We start from the raw sequence: 25447 nt of genomic DNA on the forward strand, positions 1-25447 counted from the left end.
ATCGGATGTGATGATGCCGAAAAAGGACGGCTTTGCCGTTACCCAGGCCATCCGCAGCAACCTCAGCACCTCCCACATCCCTCTTATCCTGCTGACCGCCCGGGCCTCCCTGGAGAGCCGCCTCGAAGGCCTGCAACGCGGGGCCGACGCTTACCTCACCAAACCCTTCAGCCCGCAGGAGTTGGCGCTTCGCATTCAAAAACTCATCGAAATTCGCCGTTTGCTGCAGCAGCATAGCATCCACTACGTTTTAAGCTGCTCAAAAGTTGCCCTGAGCTACGGCGGGGCTTTTCAAGGTGGTGAGCCGGGATCCAGAGGAGCGAAGCGCCGATCAACAAAGCTAAGTCAAAATTTACGTTCATAAACGCTAGTAAGGGGAGCAAAAAAACTGCCCTTTGCATCCTTGCAAAGGGCAGTTCTGTTAATTCCGGGAATCCTGGCAGCCTATCTCTGACAGGCTGCTGGGTATCTACTCCGCCTTCATGAGTTTCCAGGAAGCGTCTTGTTTGTAAAGCTCAGAATTATTCTCCGTATGTACGTAGAGAATATAGCCCTGGTGCCGCAAAAAGTGGTCTGGTTTGTACAAGGATTCAAAAGAACTGAACTGCTCAGCACCATCAGCCTTAGTGAACGCAGGGTGATTTCTGAATAGTGCCCTAGCAGGTAGGTCCTTAGGATCTGAGGACTCAATCGTTTCAAAAAATACGTTTACCGAGTTTTCATTGACGACCAGATAGCTATTTTCGCCTTTCACCTTGAATGCGTAAGTGTATTCACCATAGGTTTCCGGATCCGCATTGATCCTTTCTACTGTAGTTATTGTTGCTGCCGTATTATCATCCTTAACAATCCGTCCTGTCTTATTCCCGTCGTTATTATTGTATCCAATGAACCATTTTCCTTTACCCGCTCCCTGATTGACGGAGAAAGCATTGATTGTAAACTCTTCCTCTTCAATTTCTTCAAGCCCCAAAGGGTTGCTGTGGTCTACTTTTATACAACGGACATAGGCACCTGTCCTGGCATCCTGCTCCGTCAATTTAACCGTCCCATCCTGATGAATCTCAAAGTGCCATACATGATTTTTTTTCGGGGATGGCGTGGAAGTCATCCAAAAGCCTATTCTACCGCTGAGTACTGACCCATAAGAATCAATACGGCCGTCAAAGCCTCCATTCCAACCACTACTGCCTCCGTTTCTCAATTTGCTGCCTGCCTGACTTGTTCCTCCCTGGCTGCTGATCAAATCATCAAAATCCTCCTTAGTTGGCAGTCGGTATCCGGTTGGACATAGATCGCACTGTATTACAGCAGCGTAGTTGTAGATTGTTCCTACCTCGTAATTGGGGATGTTTTTGTAAGTTGCAAAACGCGGTTCATTCACATACAGAGGGCTGGGGCTGCCTTTCTTCCCGCCTTTGCTACCATCGACCTTCATCAGGCTATCACATTCACAACTTTCCTCCATTAAGTTTTTCCTCAGCCAGGTCTGGTCTCCGATCGTAACGACTTCGTATTCTTTTCCGCAGTGGCTCTTTGTGACTTCCGCTTCAACCTCTTCTATGGATTTACCATTTACTTGTATGTTTATCCCTCTAACTTCGCCTCCCGCGCATTGATTGTAGGCTACGATGACTATTCGGTTTTCTCCGGGTACAACTTTGTCACGCAGATCACTTTTTTGATTGGTACTTACTCGTCTTATCAAATCGGACTTAAGGTCAAAAGTCCCATCATTTTTTGAATTGTAAAAGTAGATGCGGGCAGCATCGTTAGCGGTTTGATAAGATACAGTGAATTTTTCTATATCAACGTTTTCCGGCACGTTTACAATGGTCTGAAAGTAAACAAAATCCACTTGTTTGGCACATTGCACCGGTTTGCGAAAGGTATATTCAGTTTGCCCCGCACTATTGACCGGTGCCGTTTTCCAACCACTATTATCTTTTTCGGGAATGTCTTCTTTATACTCGTCGAAAGGCTTTCTTAATACGTCCTCTACAGATTCATCAGCAGGTTTTGCAGTGCTGAATTGAACGACCTTTCCTTCCTGGTATTGCCATGGAGTTTGTGTGACTTGGGCACTCATGCTCTTGACAAGGAAAAATAAGACAAAGAGGGGTAAATAGGTTTTGGTATTTCCCATTTTAATGATGTTGATATGACTAAGCCTACTCTTTACAGGATTTTCGGCAAGCTCCTTTGGGAAACTTATTTATTGGCCTGACAAAAGCCTTTACTTGGTTTTCCATTTGCAAAAGTACATCCCTGCGGTTGAGTAGTGCAAAGTCAATTTTTGGCTAAAACCACAAAAAAATACTGTACATTTAGTGTTCTAGCCGGGCTGAACCCTTTGATTGGCAAGGCTTCAACCTAAAACTAACTATCACAACAATGTCTGGTCTTGGAGATGCTAAACTCACCACTTTACTGAGCACCTTTGATGCACCAACTCTTCGAGCGTTCCGCCAATGGCTCCGGTCCCCCTGGTGTAACAGCAATAAGAATCTACTCCCGCTGATCGAAGCATTAGAGAGGTATCATCCGGGTTTTGATCAGATGCGCCTTACCAGGGAGCACCTATTTAAGAAGGTATTGCCCAAAGGTAAATACAGCGACCGGCGCATGAACAACCTGATGTCGGAAGGCTTTAAGGCCGCCGAGCGCTTTCTGGTATTCCACCAGTTTGCCGCTAATACCACTCAGCAGCAACAAATGCTGTTGGGTATTCTACGGGGGCGGCATCTGGACCAATGGTTTTTCAAAAGTGTGGAGCAGGAAATGGAAGCCCTACAGCAGCAATCCGTCATGAGCTGGGAAGACCGGCTGATGCTTTTCCAGTTACAGCGGGCGGTATACCATCATCCAACCCGCAGCCCCCGTATGAAAGCTGGTGATCAGACCATTGTTCGTATGAGCGAGCAACTAGACCTGGTCTACTTGCTGGAAAAAGCCGTGATCATTGAGGAGAAACGGTCGAGGGCGTTGTTGTTGCAGGATGAAAACCACGACCTGGAAACGGAGACGAGCCGGTGGTTGTCAGCCAGTGAAGGCGTTACCCATCCAGCGATAGGGCTTTACCGGACTAGGTTTGCCGCTGATCAGGAGCCGGACTTGCCCATGCATATGGAGATGAGAGCGGCTTTTGTGGAGCAATTTTCGCGCCTGAGCGGACGAGAGCAAAAACTGCACCTGCTCTACCTCATCAATGATGCTAAACGACTGATCCGTCACGGGCAGCTGGATATCACCGCACTATTACCCCTTTATAAAATCGGACTGGAGACTAATCTTTTACTCCATGAAGGCCAATTGACGCGTAACACCTACACGAGTATTGTGATGGCAAGCAATACCAAAGGTGAATTTGATTTTAGCCATCAGTTTATTGCCAGCTACTCCAGATTTGTAGATGAGGCTATACGGGAAGATTGTGAACGCTGGGCACGTGCTCATACTACCTATTGGTCCAGGCAGCTCAACGAGTGTTTGGCATTACTGGTGAAGAAGGAGTTTAATACGCCTCACTTTCAACTCATCGGGCGTGTGCTTAGGGCGCAAGCTTATTTTGATCTTTACCTGGAGGATCATTCCTACCGTGATTATCTCTTCAGTTACCTGGATAGTTATGAACGGTGGCTATACCGGAAAAAGGAGTATTCGGATTCCTTCAAAATGGCGTTTCTCAATTTTGTACAGAAGTGCAGGCAACTGTTAGATTGTTACGAAGCTCCGGATTTTGAGAAGGCTCAGATTGAGGGGCTGCTCGACGATACCGTCAATATACAAGCCCTCAACTGGCTTCGGCATAAGCAACGGGAAATCGGTGCCCGTCGTAAGGTTATCAATTGACGATGACCTCTTCGGTGATAATCGAATGCAGGGGGTTCTTCAAGGAAGGAGAAAAAAAAGTTTTCATGGTAATAATGGGGTTTTCAGGTCATGTCCAAGTGGGCAGGATCTGTTTGGGTAGATGAATGAATGTGTTATGTTTTACGGGTGCAGGATTGTGTTAGAAATAAAGGTTGCCTGTGAGTGTTATTTCAAAAATAGCGCTCTATCTAACTGGTTGCCCCATTTTTAGGGCAAAATGTTCTGAATGGTAGCCCTGGTGTTCTGAATGGTAATTTTTTAGTTGATTTGAATACTCATAAGTGTGAAAAAGCCGCTTTGAATCGGCTTATCTAGGCTCTGTCAACTCTTGACACAGCCTCGTAGGGGAGTAATCGTTGTCCTGGCAGACCTCATGGGTCTGGGCAACAACGGCATCAAAGCCCATAAGGAGCAGTGCGAGCGCTACAAGGGTGCGGAAAGGTGTAAATATGGGGTTAGTTAAGTTAGGCGTGCATGAAGGAAAAAAGCCAGGCCATAGTTAATGGCCTGGCCCGGAATTAGATAAGTAAGTATTCCCCCTTACTTAACTGGTCATTGTGTTTAATTTGTTTGATCTTATGGAGTTATACTGATTTGACAGCAATGTAGGGTACTGGGCGGTTATTCTCCAAACTTTAGGGGTTAAATGTTCTGAATGGTAGCCCTGGTGTTCTGAATGGCAACAATGAGGATGTCTTAATTGGTGTTTGGCACACAGTGTTTTGAGCGTATTAGGATCAGTGGCCAACAAAAAACAGGTTTGCCCGGCAGCAGGCAAACCTGTTTTTTACTTATGGAAGGTGATTTTCATCCGCTTTCGGCGAAGGCTTTCTACTCCTTCAAACACCGCACATAATTCCCCCACTTGTCATTCCCCTCTTCGTACAGCGTAAGTGTGCCATCCTTAGCCAGTTCGACGGTATAGGCAGCGGAGCCATCTTCAGCCATGGCCCACCAGGAAACAGCCTTGCCCTCGAGGGCGGACCCGCTCGTGTCGAGGTGGCCCATCATATCGGCATTGAAGCCGGAGCTGCCGCCGCGCTTGAGCTTTGCGCCGGCTTTATCGACACCACCGAGGTGCTGAGCCAGTGCTTCCCACTCTGCTTTGGACGGGATACGGTAGCCGCTCGGGCAAACGTCGCATTGCAGGATGGCACTTTGATTGTACAGCGCACCGAACTCCAGCTCGGGCCGGTTTTGGTAGTAGGCAAAGTGGGGCTTCCCATCCTGAAAGGTGGCGTCTTTGCCGCGCTCGCTGCCATTGGCAAAGCTTATTTTAGCAGCGCCTTCGCAGGCCACTTTTTCGGTATTGAGGTTCTCGGCCATCCATACCTGGCTTCCGATTTTTACAGTCTCGTAAGTATGGCCGTCTTTGCCTTTGATGCCCCCTTCCTGAGCGGAGAGGGTGCAAGTCAATGCCAGTAGGAGTAAGAATGTCAAAGTGCTGTTAGCTCGTTTCATCGGTAAATGATGTTTAATATGGTTATAACTAAGGTGGATAAGCCTTGTCGTTGGCTACCTTTGCCTATGCATCTAACTGCTGAGTTAGGTGAGATATTGCAGTGATAGCCAGTCGGAATCCAATTTGTTGAAGAACAGGGGATAAAGGAAGTGGCCAGCCCGAGTAAGAACGAGCCGGCCACTGGGTTTAGGAGTTTCCACCATTGGGTTTTAGGTGTTTCCTTTGGTCCCGGTGGGCTTCACCGGATGGAAGAGCTCCTACTTCGGTGTCTCAATATGCGCCAAAGCGACCAACTGCTGATTCCAGTTGCCGAAGGGGAACTTGGCGTGTTTCTTGGCGTAGCTGCCCGGGCCATCGTAGTTGGCCGTCGTGCGGGAGGCGAAGTTGCGGGAGTTACGGCCGTGCATCATATCGTACTTGATGACGTTGCCGGCATCGTCCTTTTCCACTGTCGTGACAATAGCAATATGCATGATCTTTCCATTGGTGCCATCGTGCACAAACTTGCCAGGGTTGGTGAGCAGGTCGATGGTGATGTTGCTGTACTTTTCTTCCGTACGGCCAAAGAAAACCACTGTGCCCGGTGTGATCAGGTTGCGGTCTTTGTTGGCATCCTGTACGATGTGGAGGTTGTCGTGGCGGTAGTACCAGTCGGCAATCTGACGGGAATTCCGGTCTTTAGAGAAGGTAGGGTAATGGAACTTGGTTTTATCGCCCAGTACAGACATCTTCTTTTGGACCAGGTCTTTGATTTTATGATAAATACCGGAGCAGTCCTGCCCTTTGCTACTGATGTACTCCAACTGCTGTGATTCGAGGTCTTCTGAAATCAGGTCGAGGATGATGCCAAGCCGTTCTTCATTTACCGTCCGCTCTGCAAGCTTGCCACTGGACTTGTTGGCATTGGAGGAGGTGTCATCTGTAGCCGGCATATCGGGAGCTGGAGCCGGCTCCTCAGGCTCCTCGGTGGGAGCGGTATCTACTGTTGTATCTGCTGCTATCGCTTCCTTAACTGTATCGGTAGGGTTTTTAGTTTCCGATTTAGAGGGAACCATTGAGGCTGCAGCGTTCTCTGTGGGGATGTTCTCTGTCTGATCCGATGATCGCCCACAAGATATCAACAGGACGGCAGTGCCAAATAAAAGGATGAAAAACGGGGAAAGACTTTTAGTTGGTGTCATTTTGAGTTTGGTTTGATTCCTGTACAAGTATTTTGTGCCCGTATATTTCCCAAAAGGTAATTTGGATACCTGGTATTACGCAGAAAAATGCCAAAAATGTTCTGAATGGTAGCCCTGGTGTTCTGAATGGTAACAATGAGGGTGGCAGAGCGATGGTGAAGTGGGAATGCAGGAAGGGGAAACGGGAAGGGGCGGAGTGATCGGATAGGAGTTTTGACAAATAGGATTTTCAGGATGGGCGGTTTCCGGCACCTCCCCTCTGGCTACAGTGGCGGTGGCGGACAGGGGCAAGGCTCAGGTTTTTTGGCCCCTGCTTTCGAGTAAAGCCAGCACTTCCTGTCGGCGCCCCCGGCTGACCGGTACTGTAAAGTCATGTATGTAGAGGTAGTCCTGGTCCCATCGGGTGACCTGTTGTATATTGACCGCGTAGCTGCGATGGGTTTGTACAAACTGCCCTTCCGGCAATTGGTCGATCATTTCTTTGAGGGTGGCGCGCTGTACCACTTCCTCTTCATCCTGCAGCGTAATTTTCACATAGATGTGGTCGGCGCGCAGGTAAAGGATGTTGTCCACCGGGGCCTGGAAGTATTGCTTGCCGTTGTACAGGCGGATGGTGGTCTTTTGCTTTTCCTGCGCCTGATGATTATGCAGAGCGATCTCAATGGTTGAGTAAAGGCTCTGGGGCTGTACCGGTTTGGAAAGGTAACCGGCAGGGTAGGTGGATTTCGCAGCATCCAGGCTTTGGCGGTCGATCTGGGAGGTTAGGTAAATGAATGGGGGAGGTGAGCCTTGCTCCCGAAGCCACCGGGCAACATCAATGCCTGTTTTAGAACCATTAAGCCGGATGTCCAGTAGTACCAGGTCTGGTTGCGTTTGCTGGTACGATTCGATGGCTTCCTCACAGGATATTGCTTTGCCCGTCACTACATAGTCCTTTTTGGCTAAGTGCCGTTCTATGGTATCAGCAATCAGGACTTCATCCTCAACAATTAGTATCCGAAATGAATTCATAACTCAACTTTCGTTGATTCTTTTCTTTAAAGAAAATGTTGTAGACAGCGCCATCGCTGTTATGCGTGGTCAGGTGCCCGTTTAGCTGTCTGACCATGCTCTTCAAGAGGTAGGAACCGAGCCCTCCTTCCCGCTCTTCAATGGTCCCGGCTGGGAAGCCGGGGCCGTTATCTTGATACTCCAAACAGAATCCGTCTGCACAAGGTTGCAGATGGATGGCGATTTCCAGTCGCCGGTTGGGGATCGTACCGTATTTAAGGCTGTTGGTCATCAGCTCGTTCATGATAATGCCCAGCGGCATAAGGGTTTCCAGGGTAAGTGGGGGCGTATCCATATTTAAGTTGAAAACCGGGGTTTGGTTTTCGGGAGCAATTTGCCTGAAGTGTTCACAGAGTTGTTGGGTATAGGCCCGTAAGTTGATGTTTTCCGCTCCCTCTTTGTTGTACAGCATCTCGTGAACGGCAGCCATACTGTAAATGCGGTTGGACATGGACTCCAGCCGGTCCAATGTATTGGGGTCCTGTATTTCATCTCTCTGCAGGTCCAGCAGGCTGATGATGACCTGTAAGTTGTTTTTAACCCGGTGGTGGATTTCGCCCTGCAGCATAATTTGCTTTTCCAGGTTTTTGCCCAATTCCAGGTTTTTGTCCTGAATCAGGGCAGCCTGCTGCCGCATCTTGGCGTTCGCTCCGCGGAGCTTAAGGTAGAAAAACAGGACAATACCTGTAAACAGAGACGAAAGCAGGGCGATGCCAATGCCCCATTTTTGTTTGACCTCTTCGTACTTCAGCATCTGCGCCTGATCTGAGATCTTCTGCGCTTTTTGCTGGTCGTTGAATTTGGCCTCGATTTCAACTACCTTAGACCGGTTTTCCTCCTGAATTAGTTTTAAACGGCTCTCGAAAGCCATTTGCAGGTAGTGATAGGCAGAATCGTGCTGTTCCATTGCAGCCATAATTTCTGATCTGACCTCATAAAACTTAGACAGCGTCCAGTAGTCTGGAATGCCCTTGCTGCAAGCTTTGTCATAAGCCTGAAGGTAGGCGTCGCTGTATTTTAAGGCTAGGTTCAGCTGCTGATGTTTCAGGTAAAGAGAAGACAGGTTGCAAAGCATTGCCGAATAGCCCACTTGGTTGCCCAGGCTATTGAATATCTCTGCAGCATCCAAGAAGTGCTGAGCAGAGATTTCAAAGAACTCCTCCCTCAGCAACAGCGCAGTCAGCATATGCCCATTACCGAGAAATTCAAGTTGGTTATAAAGGGGGGCCGTACGGATGACCTCCTTGGCGTAATACAGCGCCGTTTCCTTCTGTCCGAAAATCCGGTGATAGGAAGACATACGGATGGCCAGGCGTGGGTACAAGCTGTCCAATTGCTGGTCCTTAATTGTGATTTGGGCTTTCTGCAAAGCTTTGTAGCAGTGTGCAGGCCGCTCCTGCTTCTCGTGCAAACGGGCCAGTGATAACTGGGCATTGGTGTAACTAGACCAGTACTTTTGTTGCCAGCTATCCGTAGCAACCTCCAGTAATTGTTGAACGGCAGCCTCATCCTGATCATCCTTCTCAAGCGCTTCCGCTCGTTTGAGGCGTACCTGAATACCAAACGCAGAATGCAGCCCTCCGGACTGCCTGAGATCAAGGACAAGCTGATCCAGCAGCAGGCTCGCCCGATCAAGCTGAAAGGCTTCGATATGGGCAAGGGCTTCTTTATAGACCGTTTCCGGTGTGGCCGCACCTCGCGCCTTCTTTGCAAATACTCTGAAGGGGATAAAAAGTATTATACTTAACAGCCCCCCTATCTTTAGTAACCTGGAAAAATTGTTCATAGCTAAAGGGTGTGCATAGGGTATTGAAAGGTAGATACCACACTGGGGTATTTTCCATAAACAAAGCCATGGAAAATTTTATTCTGCACTTTTATGGTTTCACAAATCGGGTTTCACGAATTTGGGCATGCAGGATTGTAATAGGTGAGCGTTATGCTCATCCACTCCTTACCGGCGCTTGCCCGTTGCCTGTCTTTCTCCGAAGGCCCGCGCAGCAGGCTTAGAGCTTTTAAAGCAACAACTGACTTTCTGTATGCAGTAAATTCGAATAACGGTTTTGAGGATAAGCTGTTGGTAGTCAACAAGCTCTTAGTGCTTCCGGGGCAATCGGCCAGGAAGTGGTAAAGCATATGAAAAATGCAAGTCTACTTCGTTTTCGAGATATGAGGTGTAGATAGTCTTACAGATGTATTGGGAATAAAATCAGCTGCTTACCCATGTTGCTACTTCCCTTTTGAATGCGGTAAGCCAAAGTGAGTAAACTGATTTCGACTTCAAATATACAAAAAAATGTAAAAAATCCGAATCTGTTGGGAGCTCTGATTCGTGCTCAACCGGATACGAATCCGGAGCGCAAGACCATACAAATTAATGCTCCGTCAAGTGTCAAATAAAGAGTGGAGCCAGGCCAGTAAACACTGCAAGACTTCGGAGAAGTCACACCTTTTTAACCTTGGCAACACCACAGGAGTTCGACTTCGGAGAAGTCGCATGTTATCCACAGCCACAGGAGATGCTCCTTCTGCTCATTTGGCCACCCGGCTTTTCAAACTTTACAAAGCACTGGCATCGTACCGAGATGCGGTTGCACTTCGGTACGCGGTGGAGTCCGATGTGCCTTAGGGCATGTTTGGAGCTCGTTGCTATTGCAAATCAACGCTTTATGAACCCCGCAGGAATGCGGGGCAAGCTCTGACTTCCTCACTAAATGACCGAAAAAACCGGACGCCATGGTTCACAAAACGCTGATTTGCAACGTAAAGGTTGCTCCAAACATACTCTTAAGCGACGAGCAATCAATAATTGTCGGTTTTCCAGGAGCGCTTTTTCCTTTATCCGGCGTTAAAGAACCCCCAACACGCTCTAAAAAGTGGCCACCTTTAGCGTTTTTCCGCCCTTTTGCGCCCCCTTTTCCCATTGCAACCGGCAAAAATAAACTCCTGCCTCCTGCGGTAAGGCTATTTTGATTTGATGCTTGCCTGCTGTATAAAAATTCCCGGGGAGGTGGAGCACTTCCTGTCCCTGTGCCCGGTACAGTTTTACGGAAATTACCGCTGCCTCAGGCAGGCTGATCTCCAAATACGCCTGCCCCCGGGCGGGCTGCGGGAAAATGCGGGCACTGACACGGACAGAGGCTGCCGTTTCTGTACTAACCGGAGGCGTACAGGGCGGGATAATCCCCTCACAGTAGCAGCGATCGGCCACCGTACAATCGAGGACAAAGGGATTGGGCTTGCCTTCCTGATACGGTGCAATACCGTGGGTGCGTTCCCACTCTTTTTCGCTTACCGGGTCAGCAGAATGCCACTGGCAAAGGGTGGCGCGTTGTTGCGCGAAGAAAGCCGGGTCAGCAGCGTTTGCTTCTTGTTGGTAGACCGTGTAGAAGTAAAACATCGCCCGGGCTACGTCGCCTTTGTGGTCGTCGCGGGGCTCAAAGACCTGGTCACCGACCCGGCTGTACAGCTCGATGTTACTGCCGGGTGTGTTGCTTTGCTCCTGGTCCAGATAGTACCAGGCATTGACCTGATTGGGCGGAATGTCGGTAAAGGGGAAGTTGTTCCTTGCCGCATTTACCAGGGCACGGGTCGGAAAAAGATGGTGCATATCGGCTTCGGGGGTTGGAGCTTCAGCGCCCTTCGCCCGGGGGTAGGTGTGCTCGGTGTTGATGCCGGTACCATTCTCAAAGGCTGCTGTGGTGGGGTCTGCGCCCGGTGGCAGGTAGACCGAATAGCCGGTGTAGACGCAGTAGAGCGTGTCGTTGCGGGCGTCAATATTGCGGTAGAGGGTGTCCCGTGCGTCTCCGTAGGAGAGGAGATTGTTGGGGCGGTAGGTGTCTTGCAAAGCTTGGATCAGGGCACCGCCCTGCAGATTGGAGAATACAGGCTGATGCATTTGGGCCATACCCAGGGCAGACCAAAGGGAGAGTAAAATTGTAAAGTGGTGACGTAGCATAATTACGGTTTTCAGTAGACGTGTTGGCAGGGCTAGCCAGCCACAAATTTGCAAAAATCCCAGACGACCAGGCGGCTCTCGTCCGTGTAGTGTAGCCCGGCTTGCAATCTTCTTTGGTTTAGCTCCAGCAGGCCTTCCTCCTTAGCCATAAGTTTATAAAGCGTTTGCGTGACTTTGGCATAGCGCTCCAGGTCATTGGTTTCGGGCAATTGCGTGCTGCCCAGTTTTTCCAGCATTTGCCGGAAGGCCGCAGCATCGTAGTACGCATACTGGCCCGGATAGCGGAAAGCCAGGTAAAGGGAAACCATCTGGTAGTTATCGTCGTGGTAGTGGTTGTTGTCAATGGAGCGCGGGTTTTTCTCCTTGTACTCCTGCAGCAGCATATCGCAATAATAGACAAAACGGCTGGCGCGCCCCTCCAGGCTCTTCTCCTCATTGAAGAGGTCGATAAACATATGCCGGGTGAAGTCCGGCTGCATGCGCATCAGCTCCAGCATCATGCGCTTGGGCTCATAGGCTTCCCGCTTCCACAGGCGTTTGGTGGTGGAATTTCGGAGGCTATGGTCGTACATCTCCGGCCAGTCGGCTGCGTCTTTATCCCAGTTTTCCTGGAAAACCCGCTGGGATTCCCAGATGGGGAGCCGCTCGGCCTGAGCGGTCCGGGACTTCAGATAGTTGCGGTATTCCCCAAAGTAATGTTGGATCTGTTTCAGTTGCATAGTAGGAAAATATGTTGCAAAGATAGGCGAGCCTTTCGGCAAAGTCCAAGCCAGGGGCCGCCGATTTTGCGCAAGACATGAATCTGCGTAATTTGGAGGGCGTTTTGCAGTTTCGAAGCGCTGCTTAATGAACCGATTATGCGAAACCTTTTCTTTCTGTTTGTATTGCTCAACCTTTGCTACACAGGCTTGGCGCAGTCTGGCACGGCTGCCCTGCAAAAGCAATTGCAAGCAGCAACGGCAGATACCGCCCGCCTGCAACTGATGCTGGAGTTGTCCAATTACTACCGCCTGCGGCAACCCGACAGTAGCCTGTTATATGCCCGGCAGTCGGAGGCGCTGGCTCAGCAGCTGAAAAACCACAGCGGTGAAATCCGGGCGCTGCTCATCCGCGGTATGCTGGGCCACAGGCAGGGCCGGGAAGCCGAAGCGGTTGCCCTGTTCCATCAGGCCGCCCGTTTGGCTGCTACCAATGGCAAGCGTGCATTACTGGGCTCTGCCCGCCAAAACCTGGCTTTGGTCTACAAACGCATGGGTCGGCAGGACTCCGCCTTTTACTACTTCACTGCTGCCGAACAGGACTTTACTGAGGGTGAGAATGCATATGAAAACTGGCATGTCTATTTCGGGCTCAGCGAGCTCTACGAAGGGCAGGGGCAATCCCGGGAAGCCGAGGCGTACCTGGTCAAAGCCCTGCAGGTTACCCAGTCCGGTGATAGCCGTATGGATCAGGGGTTTGTGCTTTATCACCTGGCCGAATGGTACTTCATGGCCGACCGGTTTGCTGATTTTGCCAGGGTGCAACAGCAGTGGGAAGCGTTGCAGCAGGACAACCATTCCGCCTCAGAAATCCTGGAGCATCCCGGGCACTACAGCATGGCCCGACTGTTTCTGACCGATGATACTGCCACTCTTGCCCGCATCGACCGTGCCTACGAGCATTACCTAAGCGGTGGGAACCTTTTTATGGCAGGTTGGAGCCAGGAGAACCGGGGGCAATACTTTGAGCAAAACCAGCAGCCTGCCGCCGCGCTGCAAGCCTACGAAAGGGCACTCCGCCACTACGAAGCCGCAGGGGCTCACCTGCGCCGGGGGATGGTACAACAGCGGCTGTATCAGCTGTACAAAGCCCGGGGAGAGACAGCCGCTGCCTTAACCGCCCTGGAGCAGTTCCGGCAGCTTTCGGACAGCCTGAATACCGCTGAGGCGGAAGCCCATTTACGCGAGCTTCAGGTGGCTTATGAGACGGATAAAAAAGAACAGGCCCTTCGCATCCAAAACCTGGAAATCCGGCAGAAAACGCAACAGCGCAACGGGCTCATTGGGCTGGTGGCTTTGCTTGTACTGCTTGGCGTATCCATAGGTTTCGGGTTGGTCTTCCGCCTTCGGACCCAACAGCGGCTGGCGGCACAGTCGGCCCAATTGCAGGAACAGCGCATTCAGCAACTGGAACAACAGCAAAAACTCCTTGCCTTCGATGCGGTGCTGGAGGGCCAGGAACAAGAACGGGCGCGCATCGCTCAGGACCTGCACGATGGGCTGGGCGGCTTGCTCACTTCCGTGAAAGCCCACTTTGGGCAATATGCCAACGGAGGGTTGTCCGATGGGCTAAAAGCCAAAACCCAGGCCCTCATAGATGAATCCTGCGTGGAGGTGCGCCGTATTTCCCATAACCTCATGCCCCGCAGCCTGGCGCTGTACGGGCTTAAAGGGGCCGTGGAGGACCTCGCCGGACAGCTCCGTCAAAGTGGGCTCAGGGTGGACCTGGAAATCCGGGGCAACCTCACCGATATCCCGGAAAGGCAACAGGTGACGCTTTACCGCATGCTGCAGGAAGGTACCAACAACATCCTCCGGCACGCTCACGCGCAGTCTGTCCTGCTTCAGATTCTAATGCATGGCGATCAGCTGACGCTCATTCTGGAAGATGACGGGCGGGGCTTCAAACCTCCCGAATACAGCTCAGCGGAAACACTAGGGCTGAAAGGGCTCCACTCGCGTGCACAGTTTCTGCAGGGCACTCTGGATGTTGACAGCGTACCCCTGGAGGGCACCACCATCACCTTTCAAATGCCGGTTGCCCAACCTTTAAAACCTGCTGTATTATGAAGTCCCCAATCCGTATACTGATTGTTGACGATCATCAGCTCGTACTCGATGGTTTGCAGCTCATGCTGTCCGATGCTGAGGATATGGCTTGTGTGGCAGTGGCCCGGCACGGTAGGAATGCCCTGGTGCAATTGCAGAAACAGGCAGTCGATCTCATCCTGCTTGATATCAATATGCCGGAAATGAACGGGGTGGAGGTCTGCCGGGAAATCCGCAAAACCAATTCCACTGTCCGCATATTGGCGCTCTCTATGCTCCGCGAAGCCAGCCTGATCAAAGAAATGCTACAACAGGGAGCTAATGGCTATCTGCTGAAAAATGCCGGTCAGGATGAACTCCTCCTGGCCGTACGCGAGGTAATGGCCGGGCGCAATTACCTGAGCACTGATGTGGCGCAATTGCTTTCCGAGAGTAAAGCACAGCCTGCCCCGGCTTCCCCTTTCCCCCGGCTTTCGAGGCGGGAAAAACAGGTGCTGCAGCTTATCGTGGAAGAGTTTACAACCGGTGAAATTGCCGATCAGCTTAGCATCGGCTTTGGCACCGTTGAGACCCACCGCCGTAATCTCCTGGCCAAGCTGGGCGCACGCAATACAGCTGGTCTTGTCCGGACGGCACTGGAATATCACTTGCTGGATGGGAAAAGGTAGCAGGCCCGGGTATTGCACCGGGCCCTTGCGCTCCCGCTTTTTTACTTCACAACTGCCCCCGGCTCAATGGCATTATCAATGACCGGTACCGTTTGCAGGTACGCATACATGGCGTTGACTTCGGCATCGGTGAGGTTGGTGAACAATGGCATCGAATGGTCGAGGTTGCTGCCATCTTGCCGCTTGCCCGTGCGTACGGCCTTTGCAAACTGCTCCGGACTGTATTTGCCCAGTCCATGTTCAGGGTGTGGGGTCAGGTTGGAGGAAAGGACTTTGGCACTCCCGTCTTTTTTCAGGATCGGGTTGCCGCCTCCGAAGTACCCTGCTGAGGCTGTTGGTTCCACCTCGTTGATACCGTCAAAACTGCCGGAGTGGCAGTGATAGCAGGCCAGGTTGTGGGCCAGGTAGCGGCCGTGGGCTACCGGGTCGTTGAAGTCCACCGCTGCTACCGTTTCAGGGTAAGGGGTAGGTTTGATCGCTACCTTGGCCAACAGCTTTGCCAGATAATTGGGCTTTCGCTCCGGCCATTGCTTGTCGGAAGGGCGGGTAAGGGGGCTTTCTGATCTCAGGAATGCGATAACGGCATTAAGGTCTTCATCGGACAAATGCATATACCGGGGCATAAAGAAGGCCACTTCGCCATTCTTTTTGAGGCCGGTGCGGAGCATCAGTGCCAGTTCCCCATCGGAATACTGCGAGAGTTTAGAATCCGGGTGGAGGGTCAGGTTAGAGGTGTAGACCTCGCCAAAGTCTTTTTCCCGCCAGAGCCCACCTTCCATTTGGTTGGTATTCTTGCCTTTGTGGCAAAGGGCGCAGGAGGCGTTGACCAGGTGTTCCCCACGTGCCAATTGAACCGAATCCGCCTTAATGGTGATAGCCGGTACTTCCGCTTCGTGCTTGGGGATAGGGGAGAAGTTGATGTAAGCTGCACCAAGCAGCACAATGACAACCAGGCCCAGAAGGGCCATTCCGAGGATTTTCAATGCTTTCTTCATGATATGGTGGTTTTAGGTGATCAGGTACGATCCTGAATTTACGAGGCCGCCAAAGGTGACCCGCAGGTATGCAAGGAAAGCTGCGAAAGTGGAAATGGAATAGTGTTTGCTTATAAGCAGGAGTTGCCAATGATTTGGGCAATCGTCTCAAGAGGGATTTAAAAGTACTAAAAGTGGAATGAATTCAGGCTATTGTAGGGTAAAGAATTTTTGGTGCAACCTGTAATGAGGCCCTTTACAATTCCTTCAGGATCGTATCCAACCGCTTTGTTAACTGGTTGGCTTCCTTCATCCCGAAAGACAAAGGCGGCTTAATTTTAAGCACGTTATGCTGAGGCCCGTCGGTGCTCATCAGTACGCCCATTGCCCGCATACGGTTGATGATGTATGATCCCTCCCGGGCTTTAGGCTGCCCGTTTTGCGAAAGCTCCACACCGAGGAAGAGCCCGTGTCCCCGCACCTCAGCGATGATGTCGTGCCGTTGTTGGAGTTGGCGGAGTTGTTCCATCAGGTACTGTCCGGTAAGACGCGCCTTGTCCTGTAGCCCTTCTTCCTGAATGACTTGCAGGACCGCCCGCCCTGCTGCACAAGCGACCGGATTGCCCCCGAAGGTGCTGAAAAACTCCATGCCGGTGTCAAAGGCCTCCGCCACAGCCTTGGTACAGACCACTGCGCCGATTGGGAACCCATTACCCATAGGTTTGCCCAGCACTACGATATCCGGGACCACGCCCTGCAGCTCAAATGCCCAGAACGCTTCGCCGGCCCTGCCGAAGCCGGTTTGCACTTCATCCATAATGCACAACCCGCCTATGCTGCGGATGGCTTCGAAGACGGTTTGAAAATACCCCGGAGGCGGGACCAGTTGCCCTCCGCAGCTGAGGATGCTTTCGCTGATGAAGGCGGCGGGGTGGATGTTCTGTTGGGAAAGTTCCTCCAGGCGGGCTTTGGCCTGTTCAAGAGGCTGTTCCGATTGGTCAAAAAGTGGCATAAGGTGGGTACGGGGAGGTTGCCCGCTGCCGCCTTTCCCATTGAATTTGTACGCACTGATATCGATACAGGCAGCCGTATGCCCGTGGTAGGCACCGTCCATCGCCAGGATATCGTGGCGCCCCGTGGCTGTACGTGCCATGCGCAGCGCCAGTTCGTTGGCCTCGCTGCCGGAGGTGACAAAATAGACCACCGAAAGGGGCCCGGGAAGGGTGGCGGTAAGCTCCTCAGCGTAGCGGGCCAGCTCGGTGTGCAGGTAGCGGGTATTGGTGTTAAGGACGGCCGCCTGCTGCTGTACGGCTTCCACCACTTTGGGGTGTTGATGCCCGACGTGGGGCACGTTGTTGACTGTATCCAGGTAGCGCCGCCCGTCGGCAGCGTAGAGGTAGTGGCGGAAGGCCCGCACCATGTGCAGGGGCTGTCGGTAGGACAAGCTCAGGTTGGGCCCGATATGGGCCTGCCGTTTCTGTTGGATGGTCTTTCCGTCCCACTGCACCCGTTTGGGCTGCGTACTGCCTTCCGGCAAATGCAGCAGTAATTCCGGGTTGGGGCAAAGGCTGCGCCAGACCGGCCATTCATCGGGAAAGCCGACACCAGGGAAATCGCCTTCTTTACCCAGCGTATCCAGCAGCACCTGAAAGTGCAGGTGGGGCGGCCAGTTGCCGTTGACTTCCCGCGCTCCGTAGGTTGCAATCCGTTGCCCTTTTTGGATGGGCATGCCGACTTCAAGTTGGGTTAAAGATTCCCGGCAGAGGTGGCCGTAGAGGGTATAAAAAGTCAGCCCTTCCCGTGGGGTGTGCTCCAGGATGATGGCGGGGCCGTAGTCGCGTTCCGCTGCATTGTCCGCAAAGCTGTGTACCCGTCCATCGAGAGGGGCGAAGACGGGCGTTCCCGAGGTCGCCCACACATCCAGTCCCAGGTGGACGGTACGCCAGCGCGGACCGCTGTTGCCTTCCACCTGATAGGCATCGGTGGTGTAGAAAGGGCGGACCTCCCCGTAGCCGCCCAGCCCAAATTCGACGCCATCATCTTCCATGATCCGCTGTATGTGGCGCTCGAAGCGGTACTCGTCCTCAAAGTTTCGGTTGTTGCCCAGCTCCAGGCTGCCCACGCCCAGGTCCATCTGCCGCCACTGTTCGGGAATAGGGGAGACAGGGGCGAACTCAGGTTGTTCTTCCCGTATCCAATCCTGAAAGACCGTAGCCTGCGGACAGGGCTCCCATCCGCAAGCGTGGCGGAAGTGGTAGTGCAGCAGGTTGTAGGGAATGCCCTGCAGCCGTTGCAGTAGGGCCCAGGCCGTATTATTGCTGACTTGCAGGTACGCCCGGTCCGGCGCCGCCTGTTGATTGATAGTGGAAACGGTGACGCTGATGAGCAGCCTCGCCCAAACCAGGGCGGGCAGGGCGGCCACTTCCGCTTCCTCCAGCGGAAAAGCCTGATGGTACCCGCGGATGACCTCTACGGCGGCACCGGCGGGGTCGGGCTGTTCCATCATGGAGTAAGCCAGTGCAACCGCCAGCTCATTGATGGTGGCAGTATGTACGGCATCCCCAAAGTCGAACAGTCCAGCTATGCGGTAGTGCCCGTTCCTGTCCCGTTCGGTCATCAGGTTGTAGTCATTGGCATCGTTGTAATTGACGGAGTGGCGGAGGTGGGGTAGGGCCGGTGCGGCATATTTCTGAAAATACCCCAGCCCCTGTTCAACGATTGCTCGCTGTGCCGCGTCAAAGCGCTCCAGGTGCTGTGCTACCCAGGGCAGTTGGTTGTTGTCCCAGCGTATTTCCCGGTGGGCTGCCGGGTGGTCGAAGCCCTTTAGTGCCTGGCTAAGTTGCCCCAGCGCATGACCCAGGCTTTCGCGCAATACAGCATCCTTCAGTTTTGCTTTCGCGTAAAGCGTACCGGGAACCCAGGTGGTGAGGTAGGCGGTGGTGCCATCGGGTAGGGGAGAGGTACGGGTTCCTTTGTTGTTGAGGATAGGCTTGGGCGTGGCGAAGGGTAGCCCGGCAGATGCCAGCCGCTGCATCATTTGCAGTTGCAGGTCCACCAGTGCAGGGGATGCATGCGTGATTTTCAGGCAGTAAGTGCCGCCCCCGGTGGGCCTGACTTCAAAGGTGGCGTCTTGCTCGCCTTCCAGCTGTCGGGGCTGAGCATGGAGTTGGTAGTACGCTTCGAGTATTTTGGTGGCATCAGCAGGAGTTGGCATAGGGCGTTACCGTTTGTTCTGGCCCAAAAGTCGGGAGTGTGGGGGAGAAAGCGAACAATTAAGGCATAAAGAATTGTTGGAGCTGTGACTTAGAAAGCATCGCAGCAGTTCTGTTTTTGATTTTCTATCTTCGTATTGTTACAGATTATTCACCGTATCAAGGTCAGCACAAGTGAGCAGTACCCCAACGCTGGAACACCGAGCCCCCCAGCACCCCTTCTACCTGGAGCACATGGGCCGCCTCTACGACCGCGCCGCCGGGCAAGCCGATGAGCCGCACCGGCATGACTACTATACGGTGCTGTTGATTGAGCATGCCACCGGTCGGCATGTGGTCGATTATCAGGCGTATCCTTTTCAGGAACGGGAAGTCCACTTTGTCAGCCCGGGGCAGGTGCATCAGGTGTTGGCGGAAGCACGGCCGGAAGGCTGGGTATTCACGTTTTCCAGGGACTTCCTGGCAGAAAATAACATCCCCGAAAGCTTCATTTCCAACATCAATCTCTTCAAGGCCTTTGGAGATACGCCTCCGTTGCAACTGGATCCGGCTACTTTTAACCGGCTGCTGGATATCATCAGTCAGATGGAGAACTGCCTGAGCCCGGATTTGACCTACCGGGAGCGTGCGCTGGGGGCTTTGCTACAGCTCTTCCTAATCTATTGCAACAATACCGCCCAACTGGACACGGCCCAATTGGACGAGGAAAACGGCAGCATCTGTATTTTGCGCGATTTCAAACAGCTCATTGATCAGCAGTACGCCAGCTGGCACAAGGTAAGCGAGTACGCCGGGCAGCTGCACATTACGCCCAAGCACCTCAGCCAAACCGTAAAAGACCTGACTGGCAAACCCGCCAAGGAAGCCATTCAGGACCGGCTGGTACTGGAAGCCAAGCGCCTGCTGCTGCATACCGATCTGGCTATTAAGGAGGTGGGATATAGGCTGGGGTTTGAGGAGCCCCTGCACTTCAGTGGGTTTTTTAAAAAACGGGTAGGCATGCCGCCTTCTGCCTTCCGGTCGGGGCGGAAGCTTCTGTAAAGTCCCAACACGCTGTAAAGTAAAGGATTGGCCTTCCCCAATGACAAAGATCACCCTATATGGCGATAGAGTTTATCGGAAAGGATCCCAAATGGCCATTAAATTTGAAAGCGAAACTAACCTTTCAAAATCATGGTACCCGAATTCCTCCTTCAGTTAAAAGACCTCATCTCCCAGCCTTGGCCCTGGTACGTTGCCGGGCCGATGATTGCGCTGATCATGTTCATCCTGTTGTTTTTTGGGAAAGAGTTTGGCATGTCTGCCAACCTGCGCGTCATGTGTGCTGCCGATGGTGCAGGAGACATGGCCGATTTTTTCAAGTTTGACTGGCAGTCGCAGGGGTGGAACCTCCTCGTTGCTCTGGGCGCGGTATTTGGCGGCTATCTGGCGGCTACGTACTTCAGCGGTCCGGATGGCAACGTGGCCCACATCTCTTCCGCCACTGTGGAAAGCCTGGAAAGTAGGGGCTTCAGCTTTGAGAATGGGGAAGTCCCCCTCGTCCCCGAGTTTTATACCTGGGCAGCCCTCTTCACCTGGAAAGGCCTGCTCATCATCGTGGGCGGCGGTTTTCTGGTGGGCTTTGGGGCACGCTACGCTGGTGGTTGCACCTCCGGGCACGCGATCAGTGGCATTTCGGCCCTGCAGATTGCTTCGGTCTATGCCTTAATCGGCTTTTTTGCGGGCGGGCTGTTTATGACCTACGTTCTTTTCCCGTTCATTTTTGATGCCTAAATCTACGCTGTGATGAGAATGTCAAGATATATCCTGGTGGGCATCCTGTTTGGAGTCACCTTGTACAAAGCCGAGGCCGTTTCCTGGTTCCGGATTTACGAAATGTTCCGTTTCCAGTCTTTCCATATGTACGGCATCATCTTTTCGGCCATTGCACTGGGCGTATTGGCCGTGCAATTCATCAAGCGGCGGCACCTGCGCTCCACAGAAGGGCAGGAGATTCAGTTTCACGACAAAGACAAACACTGGCCCCGCTACATCATCGGTGGGTTCATCTTCGGTATGGGCTGGGCTTTGGCGGGTGTTTGCCCGGGACCGATGTTTATTTTAATGGGCAGCGGGTACACCGTATTTGTAGTTTTTCTGCTGGCCGCTATGACGGGCACCTTCCTGTATGGGGTTTTGCGAAAGCGATTGCCCCACTAAAACACTATCTTCGTACCTATGTACGAGTCATTTAGCTTCCTGTTCTTCACCGCTGCGGTGATTAGCTTTATCAATTACCGATGGATAAAGTTGCCGCTTACTATAGCCCAGCTGCTATTGTCGCTGGGGCTGGCAGTGCTGGTACTGGTTGCCAAACCGCTATGGCCTGCCGCTTATGGATTTCTGAGCAATACCGTGACGCAAGTGGACTTCAACCACTTTATGCTGGATATTTTGTTGGGCTTCCTGTTGTTTGCCGGAGCCTTGCATGTCGACATCAGGGGGCTGGAAGCGGAGCGCTGGACGGTTTTTTGGTTTGCCACCCTTGGCGTGCTGTTGTCTACAGTCATAATAGGGGTAGGGCTGTACGGTATTGCTGCCGGGCTTGGGGTTCCTTTATCCTTCTTCGACTGTTTGCTGTTTGGGGCACTTATTTCACCCACTGATCCGGTAGCCGTTTTGGCATTGCTTAAAGAAACAAAAGTAAGTCCTTCGCTGGAGCTAAAGATTGAAGGGGAATCGCTTTTTAATGATGGTGTTGGGGTGATTGTGTTCACAGGCTTACTGTTGCTTTCCGAAATGAGTTCATCCGGCGGAGAGTCACCCTTAATGCTGGAACTGGGGCAGTTATTGTTGAGGGAGGTCTTTTTGGGCCTGTCTTTGGGTGCCCTGCTGGGCTTTTGGGGATTTAGGGCAATGAAAATGGTGGATCAGGATCCCCACCTTGCGACGATGGTTAGTCTGGCTATCGTATTCGGGGGCTACAGCCTGGCACAAGCGCTGGAAACTTCAGGGCCGTTGGCGATGGTTGTGGCCGGACTTTATATCGGCCACCAAATTAAGCGACCGGACTTCGAAGCCGGGACGAGAAAAGTGCTGGCTGGTTTCTGGGAGATTCTGGACGATAGCCTTAACGGCATACTATTCGTATTTCTCGGGCTGGCCATCCACCTGATGTCACCAGACAGCACGGCGGAGATATGGTTAATGCTATCCGTTATTGTGCTGGTACTGGCTGCCCGGTTTATAGCGGTTGTTATTCCGTATTCCTTTCTGCGCCACGATGCCCACAGCTGGGTGGATACCGCAGCCGTCCTGACCTGGGGCGGCTTAAGAGGGGGGATTTCCCTGGCATTGGCTTACTCGCTTACCGAAAATATGTCAGGCAGTACCCTATTGCTTCTGACCTACGGGTTGGTTATATTTTCCATATTGGTACAAGGGCTTACGCTACCGAAAGTAGTGCAAGCCCTGTTACCAAAATGAAATGATTCAAAAGCTGTGTTATAGGGAGTTTCTGCGGATGAGGCGGAAAGGGTTCTCCACAAAACCTTTGCGTTCGTTGAGTATCATCTCTGCGGCTGTGCGGCCGAGTTGTTGGAAATCGGTGGAAATCACAGTGATGCCATCGAGGAGCACCTCCTTAAGCGGATTTTCATTGTAGGAAATGATGCCGATGTCCCGGCCCACTTTCAAGCTTGAAGCCTTTGATTTTTTGACGATCTCTACGAGGTCATCCTCCATCAGCGTGATGTAGGCTTCTCCCGCAGCCAGGGTTTCCTTTTGGATATCCGGTACAAGCCTGCCCCGGAAGTTGCAATCAATGCAGAACCGCTGGAACCCTTTGATGATCTCCTTGGGCTGATAGGTTTTGGAAGGGAAAATCAACTTTAGGTTGTCGTATTTGCGCAGCAGTTCTTTAGACTGGCAGAGCGCATCGTAAATGTTTTGCTCAAAATCCTGGTACACACAGGCATAATTCCCTTCGATACCGGCAATTCGTTTGTCCAGTAAAAGGAGCTTGTCTTTGGGTAACTGATCGATTACACTTTTCGCCGATTCATAGCGGTTGTAGAAGTGCGGGATGATGACATAATGGGTGTAGTCCCCTGCATGCGAATTGAGCAGCCGCTGGAAAGTGGCAAAATCATTGTTGTAAACATGAAAGTCAATCTGAGCATTATCGCCCAGCGTTTCCACGAAGCTATCGTAGATGGTTTTTTTGTGAGCGCTGAGCTTGTTAAAAAGGAGAAAGACCTTGTATTCTTCCTGCTTCTCTTTCAGCTTGATAAAGTACCCTTTTCCGGGCACTGCCTCTATAAGGTTGCGCCTTTTGAGTTCACGGTAGGCTTTTTCCACTGTATCTCTTGATACATCAAGGCTCGCACTGAGGTGATTGATGGAAGGCAGCCGTTCATTGCCCGGAAAGGTCCGGCTGTTGATCCTGTTCCTGAAATGAGAAAAAAGCTGCTTGTACTTAGGTACCCGGGAGTTGGATTGAATTTCGATGACATTCATCATGACTAGTAAGTGTTGGTTAGGCTATCAGATTTTTTATTACACTCACTAAGTTATTGCTGAATAAAATTGGGTTTGTCCGGTGTTGTTCCAAATATGTGTGGTTATGTTCCAGACTTAGTATTTTCAAGGGTTTTGAGATGCCATAATGTTTCAGTTTGCTTTTAGGATGGTCTTTATGGATCGCCGGGCTTTCCGATGGAGGTACCTGTTGTCAGCTTTTCTGTCCAAAAAGCCAAGATAAAAGGTATTGATTTTTGTTAGTAGAGGCCGGGTACCATCTGCCCGTCCGAAGCCAAAAACGGTCATGCCATCGGTGGAGGAAATGCCTGCCCCGGTATGGCCTAAATAGGAAAAGGTGTCGGTCAGTGTATCTGGTTCTGCCTGCGCAATGAATAGCAGGGCTTCGCAGTCGTCATGCCCAAAATAAGCCCACTGCCAGTAGTCAAATATTTTATCCTCTTTGTAAAAATCGGGTTGTACATAAAGGGGCCCACCCTTATCTGTACCGAAAAACTGTCGCTGAGGGTCAAAAACGCCGCCGGGGGTGCCTTCGTACAAAAACCAATAAGGGGCATCGGGACTGACGCGTAGGATATCCAATCGGGCGTAGCCGGGCTCGAATGTCCACTCCCATTGCCATACGCCGCTCCCGGATGTTGTCCTTATTTTGTTAGCGCCTGTTTGTTCGCTACTGCACTGCTCATGGCCGGGATGGCCAGCCCCTGCTTCGGCAGTGCCGTGTACGAGATTGGGGATGCCGCGGAATGCGGATGCGGCGGATGCCGGGTATTCCCCCCAAGGCTCGGGGCGGAAGCTGATCCAGTCTTTCCCGGTCCGATCAATCATTCGGGAAAAACCGCCGCCAGCTTTGTCATAGTAGTAAATGGCACCAGGGGTATGCACAATGAAGTGGGGCCTGCCCTGATAATAGCCTTCTGTAATGCGGATGCCTTCGGGCATTAGGCTGTGGTATTTTACTTTGACCATCGGCCCGGGGTATTGTACTTCCATACCGTGCACCATTTTGTCCTCTATTCCTGGAGTCAGCCGGTTTTCTCCCGGTCGGTGGATGCCGGGGTCGTCAAGTGTTAGTAACTGTAACTTGCCCATCAATGGGGTATCCTGACTCCCTCCCTGAATGGTGCCTCCTGCATGAGGTTTGTGGTCGGCATCATAGTAAATCCGAAAAATGATACTGTAGAAAATATGCTGTGGCCATGCCCACTTTTGCAGGCTGTCAACCCGTAGTTCAAAGGTGTTGCCGGTGCCGGCCTTCAGTTGCTTTACCGGTACTTGCACCGTCGGATAAGCATGAAACATATAATCAGACTGCGGGCGTGGCAGGCCCGGAAGCTCAGGGACAGGGATCCAGTCCTTTTGGTTAATACGAAGGGCCAGGCCTTTGGTATCTTCATGCGACTGTACCATTTCCAGGGTAACTTCCGCCCGGATTGCATCCTCCAGGTCCAGGCTGTCCTCCAATATCAGTGCAGCATCCACCAGATAGTTGTGTGGGAAAGCGCTGTCTGGTTTATGGTAGTCGAGAGAACCTCCTACACGCAGGAATTTAGCAGTTTCCCGGACCATGTCTGGCAACCAGATGTGCTCCCGGTAAACGTCTGATGGTTTGGGTTTTGCTGCCAGGGTAGTGCTTAACCATAAGAGTAAAAAAAAGATGGGCGTTTGCAGTGGCGTACGCATTTTTCATCGGTATTGAAGGAGCAAATGCTCCGGCAGCGCTACACTCAATAACTGCCTGCCG

19 protein-coding genes are annotated in these 25447 nt (G+C 51.9%); 8 read left to right on the plus strand and 11 right to left on the minus strand.

Features of this window, described 5'->3' with window-relative positions:
* Positions 1 to 364 (plus strand): response regulator transcription factor (locus RIC19_RS21580; RefSeq protein WP_350180448.1); only part of this gene is annotated, 364 nt, incomplete at its 5' end.
* Positions 365 to 469: 105 nt separating this feature from the next.
* Here RIC19_RS21580 and RIC19_RS21585 read toward each other — a convergent pair.
* Positions 470 to 2146, minus strand: a complete 1677-nt coding sequence (locus RIC19_RS21585; protein ID WP_350180449.1) for an FISUMP domain-containing protein — start codon at positions 2144 to 2146, stop codon at positions 470 to 472.
* A 248-nt stretch (positions 2147 to 2394) separates the two neighbouring features.
* Between RIC19_RS21585 and RIC19_RS21590 the strand changes: the two genes are divergently transcribed.
* Positions 2395 to 3852: a hypothetical protein gene (locus tag RIC19_RS21590; RefSeq protein ID WP_350180450.1), complete on the plus strand. Its 1458-nt coding sequence runs from the start codon at positions 2395 to 2397 to the stop codon at positions 3850 to 3852.
* Positions 3853 to 4704: 852 nt separating this feature from the next.
* On the opposite strand, the gene RIC19_RS21595 is transcribed toward RIC19_RS21590, so the two are convergent.
* The 6 genes from RIC19_RS21595 to RIC19_RS21620 form a co-directional block, all read right to left on the minus strand.
* A complete protein-coding gene (locus tag RIC19_RS21595; RefSeq protein WP_350180451.1) occupies positions 4705 to 5334 on the minus strand; it encodes a fibrobacter succinogenes major paralogous domain-containing protein in 630 nt (209 codons plus the stop codon).
* 258 nt (positions 5335 to 5592) lie between these two features.
* Positions 5593 to 6516: a hypothetical protein gene (locus tag RIC19_RS21600; RefSeq protein WP_350180452.1), complete on the minus strand. Its 924-nt coding sequence runs from the start codon at positions 6514 to 6516 to the stop codon at positions 5593 to 5595.
* 294 nt (positions 6517 to 6810) lie between these two features.
* The gene (locus tag RIC19_RS21605) at positions 6811 to 7527 is read right to left on the minus strand and encodes a LytR/AlgR family response regulator transcription factor (RefSeq protein ID WP_350180453.1); all 717 of its coding nucleotides are present in this window, start codon (positions 7525 to 7527) and stop codon (positions 6811 to 6813) included.
* The gene (locus RIC19_RS21610; protein ID WP_350180454.1) at positions 7499 to 9352 is read right to left on the minus strand and encodes a sensor histidine kinase; all 1854 of its coding nucleotides are present in this window, start codon (positions 9350 to 9352) and stop codon (positions 7499 to 7501) included. The genes RIC19_RS21605 and RIC19_RS21610 overlap by 29 nt, the downstream gene beginning before the upstream one ends.
* 1083 nt (positions 9353 to 10435) lie before the next feature.
* Entirely contained in the window at positions 10436 to 11524 is a 1089-nt protein-coding gene (locus RIC19_RS21615) for an endonuclease (protein ID WP_350180455.1), read from the minus strand.
* A gap of 32 nt (positions 11525 to 11556) precedes the next feature.
* Positions 11557 to 12243 carry a hypothetical protein gene (locus tag RIC19_RS21620; RefSeq protein WP_350180456.1) on the minus strand — a complete coding sequence of 229 codons (687 nt, stop codon included), beginning with the start codon at positions 12241 to 12243 and terminating at the stop codon, positions 11557 to 11559.
* Positions 12244 to 12381: 138 nt separating this feature from the next.
* On the opposite strand from RIC19_RS21620, the gene RIC19_RS21625 reads away from it, so the two are divergent.
* Together RIC19_RS21625 and RIC19_RS21630 are read left to right on the plus strand one after the other, a co-directional pair.
* A complete protein-coding gene (locus RIC19_RS21625; protein WP_350180457.1) occupies positions 12382 to 14352 on the plus strand; it encodes an ATP-binding protein in 1971 nt (656 codons plus the stop codon).
* Positions 14349 to 14999, plus strand: coding sequence for a response regulator (locus RIC19_RS21630; RefSeq protein ID WP_350180458.1), 651 nt, complete (start codon positions 14349 to 14351; stop codon positions 14997 to 14999). The genes RIC19_RS21625 and RIC19_RS21630 overlap by 4 nt, the downstream gene beginning before the upstream one ends.
* 41 nt (positions 15000 to 15040) lie before the next feature.
* On the opposite strand, the gene RIC19_RS21635 is transcribed toward RIC19_RS21630, so the two are convergent.
* Both RIC19_RS21635 and RIC19_RS21640 read right to left on the minus strand, forming a co-directional pair.
* On the minus strand, positions 15041 to 15994 hold the full coding sequence (locus tag RIC19_RS21635; protein ID WP_350180459.1) for a c-type cytochrome: 954 nt from the start codon (positions 15992 to 15994) through the stop codon (positions 15041 to 15043).
* A 235-nt stretch (positions 15995 to 16229) separates the two neighbouring features.
* Complete coding sequence (locus RIC19_RS21640; RefSeq protein ID WP_350180460.1) at positions 16230 to 19187, minus strand: aminotransferase class III-fold pyridoxal phosphate-dependent enzyme; 2958 nt, start codon at positions 19185 to 19187, stop codon at positions 16230 to 16232.
* A gap of 172 nt (positions 19188 to 19359) precedes the next feature.
* On the opposite strand from RIC19_RS21640, the gene RIC19_RS21645 reads away from it, so the two are divergent.
* From RIC19_RS21645 to RIC19_RS21660, 4 genes are all read left to right on the plus strand, one after another.
* On the plus strand, positions 19360 to 20226 hold the full coding sequence (locus RIC19_RS21645; RefSeq protein WP_350180461.1) for a helix-turn-helix domain-containing protein: 867 nt from the start codon (positions 19360 to 19362) through the stop codon (positions 20224 to 20226).
* A 132-nt stretch (positions 20227 to 20358) separates the two neighbouring features.
* Entirely contained in the window at positions 20359 to 20958 is a 600-nt protein-coding gene (locus RIC19_RS21650) for a YeeE/YedE family protein (protein WP_350180462.1), read from the plus strand.
* Positions 20959 to 20970: 12 nt separating this feature from the next.
* Entirely contained in the window at positions 20971 to 21384 is a 414-nt protein-coding gene (locus RIC19_RS21655; protein ID WP_350180463.1) for a YeeE/YedE family protein, read from the plus strand.
* A gap of 18 nt (positions 21385 to 21402) precedes the next feature.
* A complete protein-coding gene (locus RIC19_RS21660) occupies positions 21403 to 22650 on the plus strand; it encodes a cation:proton antiporter (protein WP_350180464.1) in 1248 nt (415 codons plus the stop codon).
* 18 nt (positions 22651 to 22668) lie between these two features.
* On the opposite strand, the gene RIC19_RS21665 is transcribed toward RIC19_RS21660, so the two are convergent.
* Positions 22669 to 23685 carry a GntR family transcriptional regulator gene (locus tag RIC19_RS21665; RefSeq protein ID WP_350180465.1) on the minus strand — a complete coding sequence of 339 codons (1017 nt, stop codon included), beginning with the start codon at positions 23683 to 23685 and terminating at the stop codon, positions 22669 to 22671.
* A 150-nt stretch (positions 23686 to 23835) separates the two neighbouring features.
* Entirely contained in the window at positions 23836 to 25386 is a 1551-nt protein-coding gene (locus tag RIC19_RS21670) for a hypothetical protein (protein WP_350180466.1), read from the minus strand.
* Between the last annotated feature and the right edge of the window lie 61 nt (positions 25387 to 25447).

This window comes from Phaeodactylibacter sp. (assembly GCF_040219495.1).
In the GTDB taxonomy this organism is placed as follows: domain Bacteria; phylum Bacteroidota; class Bacteroidia; order Chitinophagales; family Saprospiraceae; genus Phaeodactylibacter.

Coding starts and splice junctions, on each gene's coding strand:
- RIC19_RS21610 (WP_350180454.1), bottom strand. CDS start 9,352: ATGAACAATTTTTCCAGGTTACTAAAGATAGGGGGGCTGTTAAGTATA.
- RIC19_RS21665 (WP_350180465.1), bottom strand. CDS start 23,685: ATGATGAATGTCATCGAAATTCAATCCAACTCCCGGGTACCTAAGTAC.
- RIC19_RS21590 (WP_350180450.1), top strand. CDS start 2,395: ATGTCTGGTCTTGGAGATGCTAAACTCACCACTTTACTGAGCACCTTT.
- RIC19_RS21670 (WP_350180466.1), bottom strand. CDS start 25,386: ATGCGTACGCCACTGCAAACGCCCATCTTTTTTTTACTCTTATGGTTA.
- RIC19_RS21630 (WP_350180458.1), top strand. CDS start 14,349: ATGAAGTCCCCAATCCGTATACTGATTGTTGACGATCATCAGCTCGTA.
- RIC19_RS21635 (WP_350180459.1), bottom strand. CDS start 15,994: ATGAAGAAAGCATTGAAAATCCTCGGAATGGCCCTTCTGGGCCTGGTT.
- RIC19_RS21655 (WP_350180463.1), top strand. CDS start 20,971: ATGAGAATGTCAAGATATATCCTGGTGGGCATCCTGTTTGGAGTCACC.
- RIC19_RS21600 (WP_350180452.1), bottom strand. CDS start 6,516: ATGACACCAACTAAAAGTCTTTCCCCGTTTTTCATCCTTTTATTTGGC.
- RIC19_RS21585 (WP_350180449.1), bottom strand. CDS start 2,146: ATGGGAAATACCAAAACCTATTTACCCCTCTTTGTCTTATTTTTCCTT.
- RIC19_RS21620 (WP_350180456.1), bottom strand. CDS start 12,243: ATGCAACTGAAACAGATCCAACATTACTTTGGGGAATACCGCAACTAT.
- RIC19_RS21660 (WP_350180464.1), top strand. CDS start 21,403: ATGTACGAGTCATTTAGCTTCCTGTTCTTCACCGCTGCGGTGATTAGC.
- RIC19_RS21595 (WP_350180451.1), bottom strand. CDS start 5,334: ATGAAACGAGCTAACAGCACTTTGACATTCTTACTCCTACTGGCATTG.
- RIC19_RS21650 (WP_350180462.1), top strand. CDS start 20,359: ATGGTACCCGAATTCCTCCTTCAGTTAAAAGACCTCATCTCCCAGCCT.
- RIC19_RS21625 (WP_350180457.1), top strand. CDS start 12,382: ATGCGAAACCTTTTCTTTCTGTTTGTATTGCTCAACCTTTGCTACACA.
- RIC19_RS21615 (WP_350180455.1), bottom strand. CDS start 11,524: ATGCTACGTCACCACTTTACAATTTTACTCTCCCTTTGGTCTGCCCTG.
- RIC19_RS21640 (WP_350180460.1), bottom strand. CDS start 19,187: ATGCCAACTCCTGCTGATGCCACCAAAATACTCGAAGCGTACTACCAA.
- RIC19_RS21605 (WP_350180453.1), bottom strand. CDS start 7,527: ATGAATTCATTTCGGATACTAATTGTTGAGGATGAAGTCCTGATTGCT.